Origin of the sequence: Aeromonas sp. s9 (assembly GCF_040907765.1) — a bacterium.
GTDB classification, from domain to species: Bacteria; Pseudomonadota; Gammaproteobacteria; order Enterobacterales; family Aeromonadaceae; genus Aeromonas; species Aeromonas caviae.
Genome location: NZ_JBFOCK010000037.1, coordinates 114,991 through 127,304 on the forward strand (window position 1 = coordinate 114,991; position 12,314 = coordinate 127,304).

General features: G+C 64.8%; 12 protein-coding genes and 1 pseudogene. 6 read left to right on the plus strand and 7 right to left on the minus strand.

Going from position 1 to position 12,314, the window contains the following annotated elements; genetic code table 11:
- Window positions 1-13: 13 nt before the first annotated feature.
- Complete coding sequence (locus tag AB5Y54_RS07510; RefSeq protein WP_319892358.1) at window positions 14-889, minus strand: LysR substrate-binding domain-containing protein; 876 nt, start codon at window positions 887-889, stop codon at window positions 14-16.
- A 128-nt stretch (window positions 890-1,017) separates the two neighbouring features.
- Here AB5Y54_RS07510 and AB5Y54_RS07515 point away from each other — a divergent pair, with 128 nt between their 5' ends.
- Together AB5Y54_RS07515 and AB5Y54_RS07520 are read left to right on the plus strand one after the other, a co-directional pair.
- Window positions 1,018-1,419, plus strand: coding sequence for a CidA/LrgA family protein (locus tag AB5Y54_RS07515; RefSeq protein WP_039040574.1), 402 nt, complete (start codon window positions 1,018-1,020; stop codon window positions 1,417-1,419).
- Window positions 1,412-2,101 carry an LrgB family protein gene (locus AB5Y54_RS07520; protein WP_010675703.1) on the plus strand — a complete coding sequence of 230 codons (690 nt, stop codon included), beginning with the start codon at window positions 1,412-1,414 and terminating at the stop codon, window positions 2,099-2,101. The genes AB5Y54_RS07515 and AB5Y54_RS07520 overlap by 8 nt, the downstream gene beginning before the upstream one ends.
- 67 nt (window positions 2,102-2,168) lie before the next feature.
- On the opposite strand, the gene AB5Y54_RS07525 is transcribed toward AB5Y54_RS07520, so the two are convergent.
- Window positions 2,169-4,622: a bifunctional aspartate kinase/homoserine dehydrogenase II gene (locus tag AB5Y54_RS07525; RefSeq protein ID WP_368153421.1), complete on the minus strand. Its 2,454-nt coding sequence runs from the start codon at window positions 4,620-4,622 to the stop codon at window positions 2,169-2,171.
- Window positions 4,622-5,800: a cystathionine gamma-synthase gene (metB, locus tag AB5Y54_RS07530; RefSeq protein WP_010675705.1), complete on the minus strand. Its 1,179-nt coding sequence runs from the start codon at window positions 5,798-5,800 to the stop codon at window positions 4,622-4,624. The genes AB5Y54_RS07525 and metB overlap by 1 nt, the downstream gene beginning before the upstream one ends.
- Before the next feature lie 223 nt (window positions 5,801-6,023).
- Between metB and metJ the strand changes: the two genes are divergently transcribed.
- The 3 genes from metJ to AB5Y54_RS07545 all read left to right on the plus strand — a co-directional run bounded on the left by metJ (window position 6,024) and on the right by AB5Y54_RS07545 (window position 7,564).
- Entirely contained in the window at window positions 6,024-6,347 is a 324-nt protein-coding gene (gene metJ, locus AB5Y54_RS07535; protein ID WP_005327165.1) for a met regulon transcriptional regulator MetJ, read from the plus strand.
- Window positions 6,348-6,382: 35 nt separating this feature from the next.
- Window positions 6,383-7,141: an AraC family transcriptional regulator gene (locus AB5Y54_RS07540; protein ID WP_182956743.1), complete on the plus strand. Its 759-nt coding sequence runs from the start codon at window positions 6,383-6,385 to the stop codon at window positions 7,139-7,141.
- An 84-nt stretch (window positions 7,142-7,225) separates the two neighbouring features.
- Window positions 7,226-7,564: a tRNA-binding protein gene (locus AB5Y54_RS07545; protein ID WP_010675707.1), complete on the plus strand. Its 339-nt coding sequence runs from the start codon at window positions 7,226-7,228 to the stop codon at window positions 7,562-7,564.
- A gap of 83 nt (window positions 7,565-7,647) precedes the next feature.
- Here AB5Y54_RS07545 and AB5Y54_RS07550 read toward each other — a convergent pair whose 3' ends face one another.
- The 3 genes from AB5Y54_RS07550 to nudE all read right to left on the minus strand — a co-directional run bounded on the left by AB5Y54_RS07550 (window position 7,648) and on the right by nudE (window position 10,793).
- Window positions 7,648-8,916: an aromatic amino acid transport family protein gene (locus AB5Y54_RS07550; protein ID WP_029314815.1), complete on the minus strand. Its 1,269-nt coding sequence runs from the start codon at window positions 8,914-8,916 to the stop codon at window positions 7,648-7,650.
- Window positions 8,917-9,327: 411 nt separating this feature from the next.
- Complete coding sequence (gene cysQ, locus AB5Y54_RS07555) at window positions 9,328-10,140, minus strand: 3'(2'),5'-bisphosphate nucleotidase CysQ (protein ID WP_052815525.1); 813 nt, start codon at window positions 10,138-10,140, stop codon at window positions 9,328-9,330.
- A 44-nt stretch (window positions 10,141-10,184) separates the two neighbouring features.
- On the minus strand, window positions 10,185-10,793 hold the full coding sequence (nudE, locus tag AB5Y54_RS07560) for an ADP compounds hydrolase NudE (protein WP_039040577.1): 609 nt from the start codon (window positions 10,791-10,793) through the stop codon (window positions 10,185-10,187).
- A gap of 147 nt (window positions 10,794-10,940) precedes the next feature.
- Here nudE and yrfG point away from each other — a divergent pair, with 147 nt between their 5' ends.
- Window positions 10,941-11,609 carry a GMP/IMP nucleotidase gene (gene yrfG, locus AB5Y54_RS07565; protein ID WP_202039937.1) on the plus strand — a complete coding sequence of 223 codons (669 nt, stop codon included), beginning with the start codon at window positions 10,941-10,943 and terminating at the stop codon, window positions 11,607-11,609.
- Between the two features lie 79 nt (window positions 11,610-11,688).
- Here yrfG and AB5Y54_RS07570 read toward each other — a convergent pair.
- Window positions 11,689-12,314: pseudogene (locus AB5Y54_RS07570) on the minus strand (HisA/HisF-related TIM barrel protein); the annotation flags it as partial.

A 12,314-nucleotide genomic window follows, 5' to 3' on the forward strand; every position in this document is an offset into this window, starting at 1 on the left:
CCAGACCCGCTCTTCAGCCCTGTTCGCGGCACAGGGCAAGCCAGGCCTCGGCGGTGCGGGAGAGGTAGCGATCCCTTGGCCAGATCACCCCGAGCCGCCAGCTCAGCGCCGGGGCCAGAGGGCGCAACACCAGGCCGTCCGGCGTCAGCCGCCGGCAGATGGGCTCCGGCAGGAAGGCGACCCCCATGCCGCTTCGCACCATGGCGGTGAGGAAGTCCCACTGGCTGCTGCGGGCCGCCACCTGAGGCACGAACCCGGCTTGCTCGCAGGCCTGCTCCAGCCGCTCGCTCAGGGTGAAGGCCTGGGTATAGAGCAGGAAGGGTTCGTCCCGCAGAGCCTCCAGCCGGATCTCGCCCCCCTCGCGCCAGCGGGGCAGGTCCGGCAGCACCACCCGGATGGGGTAACTGTCCAGATCCAGGGCGCAGAGGGCCCCCTCTTCCCTGGTCGGCAGCATGGTGATGGCGAGATCCAGCTCCCCCGCCAGCACCGCCTGCTCGATGCGCCGCCCGCCATATTCGACGATGGAGAGCTCCACACCAGGGTAGCGGCTGCGATAGGTACGAATGAGATCCGCATAGACATGACCCACCATGGGCGGGATGCCGAGGGCAAGACGCCCGGATTGCAGGCTCTGCAGATCCGCCAGCTCCGCCTCCAGCTGCTGCATCTCCGCCAGGATGGTCTGGGCCCGATTGAACAGCACCTGGCCGCTGTCGGTCAGGGTGAAGCGGCGGCCGACCCGGCTCAGCAGGGGCTGGCCCAGCTCCTCTTCCATGTTGCGGATCATTTTGCTGATGGTGGGCTGGGTGACGAACAGCTTCTCGGAGGCGCGGGTGAAGCTCTGCTCCCGCACCAGCTCGACGAAGTAACGCAGGGCTCGAATATCCATGGTGCTCTCTTGACGGGGATGGCTGGCCAAATCATGCCTCTTTGGCATGATTTTGATAATTTAAATTCATTTTTTGCAGGTTTGGTCCCTCTCTATACTGTGAGCAGGTTCACAGAAAGACGCTTGCCATGAAAACCCTCTGCCTTCGCTGGTTGCAAACCCCCTTCCAAATCGCCCTGCTGGCGGCCATCTGGTTGCTGGCCGACATCGCAGTGCGCACCTTGCACCTGCCCCTGCCCGCCAACCTCACCGGCATGTTGCTGCTGCTGGTCTGCATCCTGCTCGGGGTGGTCAAGGCCCAGTGGTTCAGTGCCGGGGCCCGCTGGCTGCTGGCGGAGATGCTGCTCTTCTTCGTCCCTGCCGTAGTGGCCGTGGTCAACTATCAGGAGCTGCTGCTGCAGGAGGGGTGGCGCATCATGGTGGTCCTGATCGTCAGCACCGTGCTGGTGCTCGGCACCACGGCGCTGGTGGTGGACAGGGTCTATCGCCTCGAGCTGAAGCTGGCCCGCCGGAGTCGCCGCCATGTCTGACACCCTGCTCGGCCTGCTCTGCTTCGCCCTGACCCTGCTCTTCTACTACGCCAGCAAGTGGCTCTATGGCAAAAAGCGCATCCTGCCCCTGATGCCGCTGCTGCTGGCCCCCACCCTGCTGGTGGCCGTGGTGATGCTGTTCCACATTCCCTACCGGGACTACATGGCCGAATCCCACTGGCTGCTCTGGCTGCTGGGCCCTGCCACCGTCGCCTTCGCGGTGCCCGTCTACGAGAATCGCCAGCTGATGCGCCGCCACTGGCTCTCCCTCTCGGTCGGGGTCGTGGCGTCCGTGGTGATGGCGGTGGGCAGCACAGTGCTGCTGGCCCGCTGGCTCAACCTCTCCGAGCTGTTGCAACGCAGCATGGCCATGAGATCCATCACCACCCCCTTCGCGGTGGAGGCGACCCGTTCCGTGGGTGGCAACGCCGATCTCACCGCCCTGTTCGTGGTGCTGACCGGCGTCATCGGCATGGCGGTGGGAGAAAGCGTGCTCACCGTGCTCGCCATCCGCAGCCGCCTTGGCAAGGGCGCGGGCTTTGGTGCCTCGGCCCACGGGGCCGGGACAGCCAGGGCCTATCAGATGGGCAACGAGGAGGGGGTGGTCTCCAGCATGGTGATGATGATCGCCGGCATGGCCACCGTGCTGCTCGCCCCCCTCCTGGGCCGGCTGTTCTGGTAACTCCGCCACCCGATAACAGAAGAGGCGCCCTGGGGCGCCTCTTCTCATTGCATCGTGTCACGCAGCCTCAGAGGCTGGCGCAGATCTGCCACAGATCGTACTGGATGGCGGCGGCCGTCACTTCCCGGCCCGCTCCCGGCCCCTGGATCACCAGGGGGTTGGTGCGATAGCTGTCGCTCTCGATGGCGAACACATTGTCGCAGGGCAAGAGGTTGGCAAACGGGTGATGGGGCTCCAGCGTCTCCAGCCCGACGCGGGCCTTGCCGTCGTGCTCGAAGCGGGCGACATAACGCAGCACCTTGCCGACCCGGCGCGCCCCCTCGAACGCGGTCTGGATAGGGTCATCCAGCTCCTTGAGCCTGTCCATGAACTGATCGGCGGTCACCTTGCGCAGCGTGACAGGCACCAGATTCTCCAGCTCGATATCGGCGGAGTCGAGCTCGAAGCCCGCCTCCCGCGCCAGGATGAGCAGCTTGCGGCGCACATCCTGACCGGAGAGATCCTCCCGGGGATCCGGCTCGGTCAGGCCGTGTTGCCACGCCTCGTCCACCAGTTCGGAGAAGGGGCGAGTGCCGTCATACTGCTGGAACAGCCAGGAGAGGGTGCCGGAGAAGATGCCGGAGACCCCCTGGATGCGGTCACCGCTCTGACGCAGCATCTGGATGCTGGACTGGATGGGCAGCCCGGCCCCCACGGTGGCGTTGTAGCGCCACTGCACCTGATGGTCGCGGCAGGTCTGCTTGATGCGCTGGTAAAACTCGCTGTCGGCGGCACCGGCAAACTTGTTGGCGGCAATGATGTGGATGCCGAGCTGGGCAAAGTCCGGGTAGTAGCGGCTCACCGTCTCGCTGGCGGTCATGTCGAGCGCGATCAGGGAGTCAAAACTGTGCTGCTCCAGCTGGGAGAGCAGCTCCGGCCAGATGAGCGGCTTGGGATGGAAGTTGTCCTGTACCTTGAGGGGATCCAGCCCCTCTTCGTCCAGCAGCCCGCCCTTGGAGTCGAAGACCCCGTAGAGGGTGAGCGCCAGATTGAGCTCATGCTCGAGGCGCGCCTTCTCGCGGGCGTAGAGCCCCAGCCAGTGACCGCCGATATTGCCTTTGCCGAACACCACCAGCCCGACCCGGGTCGGGCGGCTGAACAGGGCACTGTGCAGAGCGATGAGCAGCGGCTCCAGCACGATCTGGCGCAGCACGGCCACCAGGCTCAGGCCGTCTTTGGCCACCTGCACGAACTCCAGAGGCTGATCCGCCAGCAGCTGGTAGAAACGGTGGCACTGCTCGGCATTGTCGGTGACGCCGGCCCCCACCAGGGCGACCAGGCTGAACCCCTCCTTCTGGATGAGGCCGGTAAAGTTGCCCTGCAACTGGAAGTCACGGAGCACCTCGAAGGCCCCTTGTGCCACCTCCAGGGTGTAGGCCAGACGCAGCACCCGCCGATCCGGCTGGCGCTGCAGGGTGAGCGGATGGAGGCGATGGCGGGCCAGATGGGCCTCGATGGCCGCCACTGTCTGCTCAAAGTCAGTCTGCGGCAGCACCTTGAGCTCGATGAGGGCTATCTGATCCACCGAGGAGACGATGCGGGCACCGCCGGAGCGGGGCGCACGGCGCAGGATGTGGGTGCAGCCTTCGTCCGGATTGTAGCTGCAGCGCAGGGTGAGGCGCTGACGGCTGTCGGCCACCGGCTGCAGGGTACGCGAATGCAGCACCGAGGAGCCCAGGCGCGCCAGCTCGTTGGCCTCGGCCAGGCTCAGGCGCTCCAGCAGACGCGCCTCTTTCACCCGGCGCGGGTCGGCACTGTAGACCCCGGCCACGTCGCTCCAGATGGTGGTGGACTCGCCGTCCGCCAGCGCCGCCAGGAGGCTGGCACTGTAGTCGGAGCCGTTGCGTCCCAGCAGCAGGGAACGCCCCTCCATGTCGGCGGCAATGAAGCCGGTCACCACGATGCGACCGGCGTGCTCGGCCAGGCGGGCCTTGAGCAGCTCGCTGGAGAGGGCGGTATCCACCTTGATGAGGGCGCCGTCTTCTGCGCGCAGGAAGCTGCGAGCATCGAGCCAGGCGGCCGCCTCACCCCGGCTGGTGAGCAGGGCAGCCAGCAGACGGGCGGACCACACCTCGCCAAAGGCGAGCAGGCCGTTGCGCTCGAAGCGGTCAAACTGCCCCTCCAGGGTCTTGGCGATCAGCTGCATGTCGCCCGTCAGTTGCTGGCTCAGATCGAGGTGAAGCTCCCCTTCCAGCAGGCCGTCGATCAGGCTTTGCTGATAGGCGTGCAGGGCGGTGATGGCTTCGCCTGCGGCCTCATCCCCCGCTTCCGCCAGCTCCACCAGCTGGATCAGCCGGTTGGTGGTCTTGCCCGCGGCGGAGACCACCACCAGCTCGTTGCCCCCCACCTGTTGCTCGACAATGCTGGCGACCCGGCGATAACAGACCGGATCCGCCAGGCTGCTGCCGCCGAACTTGTGTACATGGCGCCGCTTGAAGACTGCCTCTGTTGCCACCACACACTCTCCTTGTTGTTGTTCCATTACTTCACCTGCTCTGCCTGTTGTGCCAACTGCGCCTGTTCAAACCCCTGGGCCAGATCGGCCACCAGATCCTCACCGTGTTCGATCCCCACCGACAGGCGCAGCAACTGGGCACTGATGCCCGCCGCCTGCTGGGCCGCAGGGGTCATGGCCCTGTGGGTCATGCTGGCCGGATGGGCCACCAGACTCTCCACACCGCCGAGGGACTCCGCCACCGAGAAGAGGCGCAGCCCCGCGAGGAAGGCACGCAGCCCCGTCTCGTTGCAATCGAGCTCAAAACTTAGCATGGCGCCAAAGCCGGACTGTTGACGGCGCGCAATGTCGTGGCCCGGATGGCTCGGCAGGCTGGGGTGATAGATACGCTTGACCAGCGGCTGCTGCTGCAAGAAAGCGAGGATGCGATCCGTGTTCTCCTGATGGGTGCGCAGGCGCGGGGCCAGGGTGCGCAGGCCCCGCAGGGTGAGGTAGGAGTCAAAGGCACCGGAGGTGAGCCCCAGGCAGTTGGCCCACCACACCAGGGAGTCGGCCAGAGCCTGATCCTTGGCGATCGCCACACCCCCTACCACGTCGGAGTGGCCGTTGATGTACTTGGTGGTGGAGTGGACCACCACATCGGCACCAAGGGCCAGAGGCTGTTGCAGCAAGGGGGAGAGGAAGGTGTTGTCCACCACCACCTGGGCCCCCACCCCGTGGGAGGCCTCGGCGATGGCGGCGATGTCCACCACCCGCAGCAGCGGGTTGGAGGGGGTCTCCACCCACACCAGTGCGGGTTTCTGGGCCAGCGCGGCGGCCAGCGCCACCTCGTCTCCCTGATCCACGAACTGCACCTGGTAGTGGCCCTTGGCCGCCAGATACTCGAACAGGCGCCAGGTGCCGCCGTAGCAGTCGTGGGGGGCGATCAGCAGATCCCCCGCCTTGAGCAGAGCCGTGGTCACCAGGTGAACGGCCCCCATGCCGGTGCCGGTCACCACGGCGCCGGCTCCCCCTTCCAGGGCCGCCAGGGCGTCCGCCAGATTGGTGCGGGTCGGGTTGCCGGAGCGGGCATAGTCGTATTGACGGGGCTCGCCAAAGTCGGCAAAGGTGTAGTTGCTGGAGAGGTAGATGGGGGGCACCACGGCACCGTGCTGCGTGTCTGTCTCAATCCCGGTGCGTACCGCCAGGGTGGCCTTGTGGGTCATGTCACTCTCCTTGATGGGTTGCCGGAGCCGGTCCGCCTCGTGGGTCGTCCAGCCCCGCTCTCATTTTCGCTGGCCGGACTGCCGGCCCATGGTGCACCACACTACGCCACCTTAAAAAAGCCGTCAACACTTCTAGACGTCTAAATGGCTTTGCTGTTGGATTGCCATTGAATTCCTTAAGGGTTAAAATCCGCGCTCACGGCCAAACGACTACAGGTGGAACATGGGTACAGAGTGGAACGGCGACTACGTCAGCCCCTATGCAGAGCACGGCAAGAAGAGCGAACAGGTCAAGAAGATAACCGTCTCGATCCCGCTCAAGGTGCTGAAGGTGTTGACCGATGAGCGCACCCGTCGCCAGGTGAACAACCTGCGTCATGCGACCAACAGCGAGCTGCTCTGCGAAGCCTTCCTGCACGCCTTCACCGGCCAGCCGCTGCCCTGTGACGACGATCTGCGCAAGGATCACCCGGACAGCGTCCCCGCCGAGGCCCGCGCCATCATGGAAGCCCTTGGCAAAGAGATCGAAGACTTCGACGCCGAGTAATGCGGCTGCCCATGGCAAACGATGCATCCCTTTCAATGACGCGGCCCGGTGCCGCGTCATGCTTATCTGCCGCCTCCCCCTTCAGCCTGCGTCACTACCAGAGCGACATGCAGAGCCACAGTCATGACCACGCCCAGCTGGTGATCCCACTCGTCGGCCCCCTCGAGATCGAGGTGCAGGGTCGGGGATGTCGCCTCGCCCCCGGTTTTGCCTGCATCATCGCCCCTGGCCTTCGCCACGACTACGCCGCCGATCCGGCGCACGTGTTTCTGGTGCAGGAGAGTCACTGGCTGCCAGCCGCCCTGGGGGACCACCCCTTCGTCGAGCTGGATGAGGCCCAGCGCCACTACCTCGCCTTCCTGCACCGCATGGTGGCCGAGGGGCGCCACGTGGCCGGCATGGATCAGGTGTGGCTCGGGCTGCTGACCGAGGGACGCGGCATGGGCCCCGCCGTCGCTCCCCGCATAGCCCCTCGTATCGCCAAGGTGCAGCGTCATATGGAAGCCCACCTCGCAGACCCCCTCACCAACGAGGAACTCGCCGCCATCGCCTGCCTCGGCCTGAGCCAGTTCAAACACGCCTTTCGCCAGCAGGTGGGCACGAGCGTCTCCCACTACCTCAGGATGCGGCGTATGGCGCTGGCCCGCACCCTGCTCGCCCGCACCCGGCTGCCCGTCGGCGAAGTGGCCAGCCGCTGCGGCTACCAGAACCAGGGGGCCTTTGCCGAGCGCTTCCTGGCCGAGACCGGACTGACCCCTTCCCTCTGGCGCCAGCAAAACGGCCGCCTGCCGTAATCAGTCGGCTCTTTGCCGAAGACAATCCCCGGGCATTCGAGGCATACTGAGGCTCATGCAAGGTATGGGCAACGAGGAGCCAAGATGCAGACCATAAGCTGGCAGGATTTCGAGATGGTGGAGCTCAGGGTGGGCACCCTGGTGCGGGTCGAGCCCTTCCCCGAGGCGCGCCGCCCCGCCTACAAGGTGTGGGCGGATTTCGGCCCCGAGCTCGGGGTGCGCAAGAGCAGCGCCCAGATCACCGACCTCTATCGACCGGAGGATCTGGTGGGCCGCCAGATCGTCGCCGTGGTGAACTTTCCCCCCAAGCAGATAGGCCCCATCCAGTCGGAGTTTCTGCTGACCGGCTTCTATCGCCCGGATGGCGCCGTGGTGATCGCCATCCCCGAGCAGGCGGTGGAGAACGGCGCCAAGCTGGGGTGAGACGACGGCAAGGCAACCAGGGAGCAGAAACAAGAGAGGCGACCCCCGGGGTCGCCTCTCTTGTTTGATGCTGACGGCCTGGCTTATTTCAGCAGGCTGAACAGCAGGGCCGAGACCGCCAGGGCACCGGTCAGCAGGATGAAGCCGTTGACCCAACGGTGACGGAAGCGGGCCAGCGCCTCCACCTTGTAGATGGCCACCACCGGCATGATGAAGAGGATCATAGCGATGACGGGACCGGAGAGGGTCTCCATCAACCCCAGAATGCCCGGGTTGATGATGGCGGCGCCCCAGATGGCGAAGAACATCAGGGCGATGCCGAGCTTGTCCGCCTTCGCCAGCGGCAGGCCGGTGGGCTTGGCGATCAGGCTTTTCAGGCTCTCGCGGGCACCGAGGAAGTGGCCGAGGAAGGAGGAGCTGATGGCGATGAAGGCGATGAGCGGCCCCAGGGTCACGATCACCGGGTTGTCGGTGATGTTGGCGAGATAGGAGAGCACGGAGACGTTCTGGGCCTTGGCCTCGGCCAGCTGGGCCGGGGAGAGGCTCAGCACGCAGGAGAAGACGAAGAAGAGCACGAAGCCCACCAGCATGACGGTGGTGTTGCGCAGGATCAGGCCGCTCTTGGTTTCGGCCTGCTCCCCGTATTCCCGGCGCTGCACGTTGGCAAAGCCCGAGATGGCGGCGGCGTGGCTGAAGGCGAACACGGTGACCGGCAGCGCCAGCCAGACGGTGTTGAGGAAGCTCGTGCCTTCAAAGGCGGTCACTTCCGGCCACTGCCACTGGGGAATGAGGTAGCAGGAGAGGGCCAGCAGGATAGCCGCCAGCGGGTAGACCATGACGGCGAAGGCCCGCAGCATCGCCTTCTCGCCGGCCAGCATCACGGCGATCATGGCGAACACCAGCACGCCGGAGAGCATCACCCGATCCGGGGAGGCCAGGCCGAGCTGGTTGACCATGAAGCTCTCCACCGTGTTGGTCAGCCCGACGCCGTAGATGAGCAGGATCGGGAAGATGGAGAGGAAATAGAGCGCCGAGATGAGGCGCCCGGCCATCTTGCCGAAGTGCTCCTCGGCCACCTCGGTGAAGTCGGCCTGGGGGCGCGACGACGAGAGCACGAAACGCGCCAGCCCGCGGTGGGCCAGGAAGGTCATGGGACCGGCCAGCACGGCGACGATGATGAGGGGCCAAATCCCCCCCAGACCCAGGTTGATGGGCAGGAACAGAATGCCAGCGCCGACGGCGGTGCCGAACAGGCTGATGACCCAGTGGGTGTCGTGGCGACGCCAGCCGGTGCTGGCCATGGTGGAGGGGGAACCGGACAGCTCCCGTGAGACGTCTGCAGATAAACTCATCGATAAATCACCTTTATGTAGTATAAAAATCTAAAAACATTGTGCTCCTTTAGCATTTAATTCTCAAAAAGGGAGGCTGGCAGATCTCACTGGCAAAGCCCTGTTCCACCAGTGAGATTGGGAGGAAATTTCACCCCGGATTATTCAATTAATCCTGACATTAACCAAAAGTTAGGAATATAAAACCAAAATTAAAACCCACGTCGATTTTTTGTTTCGATGAAATGCATGTTTTCAGAATTAACTGAAATTTATGCCAGTGCAGCCAGATTGGATGTGATGATCCACTGCCGTTATCGCCATCACTAGCGAATCTCCCTAAAATCCCCGTAACCAGCCAGTGGATCACACCAATGCAATCAGGCGACCCTGTGGTCGCCTGATTGCATTCTCTGCGAGCTGGTCGACCCGTCAGTGGGCCAGAATGCGACCCCAGGCGAGATCCGGGTCCCCCATCACGATGAAGTCCGGGTTCTCCAGCGACTCGGTCTCGTTGTAGCTCAGCGGTTGCAGCGCCAGGCTGAGGATGCGGCCCCCTGCCGCCTCCACGATGCACTGGGCGGCAGCGGTATCCCACTCCCCGGTGGGGCCCAGGCGCACGTAGCAATCCGCCACGCCTTCCGCCACCAGGCAGGACTTGAGGGAGCTGGAGCCGAGCGGGATCAGCTCGTAGTGGATGGCCGGGTTGAGGCGACGGGTCAGGTTCTCCAGTTTCTGGCGGCGGCTGATGGCCACCACCAGGGAGTCAGGCTGATCGTGTTCATGATGGATGGCGCTGATGGGACGGCTCTCGCCGTTCGCCTCCTTGAAGGCGCCGTGACCGCGCACCGCCCAGTAGAGCAGATCGGATTCGGGGGCATAGATGACCCCGAGCACCGGGACATTGTCCCGCACCAGGGCGATCAGGGTAGCGAAGTCGCCGCTGCCTGCGATGAACTCGCCAGTGCCGTCCAGCGGGTCCACCAGCCAGTACTGGCGCCAGTTCGCACGCTGGCTGAAGGGGATGTCGGCCGCCTCTTCGGTCAGCACGGGGACATGGGGAGTGAGCGCTGCCAGCGCCTGTTTGAGGTAGGCATCGGCAGCAAGATCGGCACTGGTGACCGGGGTCGCATCCTCCTTCAACTGGCGTTCGAATTGACCGCCGCGATAGATCTCGTGAAGGATCTTGCCCGCCTCACGGGCGATCTCCTTGACCTCGGGTATCCAGGCCAACAACTCCTGCATGGTGCTTACCTCTGCCTCTGATTGCCAAACAGACCCTCTGCGGGCTAATTTCCCTGCTCCGCCAGCCATTTGCTGGCCAGCAGCAGGGCACTGATGCTGCGCGACTCGGTGAAGTCCGGTCGTGCCAGCAACTCGTCGATCCGGTTGAGGGGCCAGGGGATCACCTCGAGAGGCTCGGGCTCGTCACCGACCCGCTGCTCGGGGTAGAGATCCCGCGCCAGCAAGATGTCCATCCGGCTGGAGAAATACCCCGGCGCCAGCGACACCTGCTTGAGCAGGGTCAGGCTGCTCGCCCCGAAGCCCGCCTCCTCCATCAGCTCCCGGTTGCCCGCCTCGAAGGCATTTTCACCGGGGTCTATCAATCCCTTGGGGAAACCCAGCTCGTAGGAGTGGGTGCCCGCCGCGTACTCGCGCACCAGCAGCAGGGTGTGGGCATCGAACAGGGGCACCACCATGACGGCACCCCGGTTGCCGCCGCGCATCCGCTCGTAGACCCGCTCCTCGCCGTTGGAGAATTTCAGGTGAAGGGACTCCACCTTGAACAGCCGGCTCTCGGCCACGATCTCGGCCTTGAGGATCTCCGGCTTGCTCTTGTCATGGGCCATGGTCTCGACACTGAGGTGGACGGGATTGCGCTTGTGGGGATCGCTCATCGGGGGCTGACTGCTCGTTAAAAAATCGTGTTTCAAGAGTAAACGACTCCCCTGCCGAACACCACGGGGCAAAGAGGGGAAAGATGTCTGAAAAATCCGTTATAATGCGCCCCGTTTTTCCCATCACCACAGACATCGCGAGGCCCCATGTCGACTCCCCTGCCCTGGCACCAGATTGATACCGTGTTGCTCGACATGGATGGCACCCTGATCGATCTCCATTTTGACAGCCATCTGTGGCAAACCCTGGTGCCGGTGCGCTACGCCGAGCGACTCGGCCTGCCGCTGGCCGAGGCGAAGGCGCAGATGGACACTCACTATCATGCGGTCAACGGCACGCTCGACTGGTACTGCGTGGATTACTGGACCCGGACGCTCGGGCTCGACATCCGCGCCCTCAAACAGGAGATCCTGGAAAAGATCCAGTGGCGCCCCAACGTCATTCCCTTCCTGGCCGCACTCAAGGCCGCTGGCAAGCAGGTGGTGCTCTTCACCAATGCCCATCCCGCCAGTCTGTCGGTGAAGGATGCACGCCTCGGCCTCGCCCAGCACCTCGATCTGATGGTGAGCACCCATGAGCTCGGGTGGTCGAAGGAGAGCCAGCACTGCTGGCAGGCACTGGCCGAGCGGCTGGCCTTCGACCCGGCCCGCACCCTCTTCGTGGATGACAGCGAGCGGATCCTGGCCGCCTCGGCCGAGTTCGGCATCGCCCACCAGCTCGGCATCCGTCACCCCGACAGCCAGATGCCGCCGCTCACCTTCCAGCACTTCCCGGCGCTCGACGACTACGCCGACCTGCTTCCTCTCGGCGCCTGACACGCACAAGGCCCTCTTCACGAGGGCCTTGTCACATCAGCTCAACAGCCTGCCGAGCGCATACCGTTCATGAAAGCCCTCAGGCCGCATCGCGCGGGGCCAGCACCCCCATGCCAGCCAGGTAGTCGAGGGCGCTTGGGGTGAAGCCGACCTCCGTGAGGTGCGCCGCCGTGAAAGGGGCTGCATGCAGAGGCAGGCCGCGGCTCACCCGTTCCATCCAGTCCGGATTGCCAAGGGCCGCCGTGCCCACCGCCACCAGATCGGCGCCGCCGGCCAGAGCCCGCTCCGCCGAATCTGCGTCGCTAATCTTGCCCGCCACCATGAGCGGCACCCGCCCGGCCAACCCGACCCTTACCGCCTCCAGCAGGGCGCCGCCGTCGGGATCCCCCGCCACCGCCTTGAAGCTGTCCCCCATGGAGAAGTGCAGGTAGTCGATCCCCTCGTTCGCCAGCAGGCGCGCCACCGCCAGTTGATGGGCCAGTTCGATGCCCTGGATATGGGCATAGCTCTCGGGGGAGAGACGCACCCCGACCAGGAAGCCCCGGGGTAGACGGGCGCGAATGCCGCGCACTATCTCCACCAGGATCCGCGCCCGGTTCGCGAGGCTGCCCCCCCCAGCGGTCGGTGCGCCGGTTGTGCAGGGGGTTGAGGAAGTTGCAGAGCAGGAAGTGGTGGGCTGCGTGCAGCTCGACCCCGTGCAGGCCG

Excerpts from the sequence above, each read along its gene's own strand:
- AB5Y54_RS07515 (WP_039040574.1), top strand. The coding sequence starts at position 1,018 with ATGAAAACCCTCTGCCTTCGCTGGTTGCAAACCCCCTTCCAAATCGCC.
- AB5Y54_RS07550 (WP_029314815.1), bottom strand. The coding sequence starts at position 8,916 with ATGAGTTTATCTGCAGACGTCTCACGGGAGCTGTCCGGTTCCCCCTCC.
- AB5Y54_RS07540 (WP_182956743.1), top strand. The coding sequence starts at position 6,383 with ATGACGCGGCCCGGTGCCGCGTCATGCTTATCTGCCGCCTCCCCCTTC.
- AB5Y54_RS07525 (WP_368153421.1), bottom strand. The coding sequence starts at position 4,622 with ATGGAACAACAACAAGGAGAGTGTGTGGTGGCAACAGAGGCAGTCTTC.
- AB5Y54_RS07520 (WP_010675703.1), top strand. The coding sequence starts at position 1,412 with ATGTCTGACACCCTGCTCGGCCTGCTCTGCTTCGCCCTGACCCTGCTC.
- nudE (WP_039040577.1), bottom strand. The coding sequence starts at position 10,793 with ATGAGCGATCCCCACAAGCGCAATCCCGTCCACCTCAGTGTCGAGACC.
- metJ (WP_005327165.1), top strand. The coding sequence starts at position 6,024 with ATGGGTACAGAGTGGAACGGCGACTACGTCAGCCCCTATGCAGAGCAC.
- AB5Y54_RS07510 (WP_319892358.1), bottom strand. The coding sequence starts at position 889 with ATGGATATTCGAGCCCTGCGTTACTTCGTCGAGCTGGTGCGGGAGCAG.
- AB5Y54_RS07545 (WP_010675707.1), top strand. The coding sequence starts at position 7,226 with ATGCAGACCATAAGCTGGCAGGATTTCGAGATGGTGGAGCTCAGGGTG.
- yrfG (WP_202039937.1), top strand. The coding sequence starts at position 10,941 with ATGTCGACTCCCCTGCCCTGGCACCAGATTGATACCGTGTTGCTCGAC.
- cysQ (WP_052815525.1), bottom strand. The coding sequence starts at position 10,140 with ATGCAGGAGTTGTTGGCCTGGATACCCGAGGTCAAGGAGATCGCCCGT.
- metB (WP_010675705.1), bottom strand. The coding sequence starts at position 5,800 with ATGACCCACAAGGCCACCCTGGCGGTACGCACCGGGATTGAGACAGAC.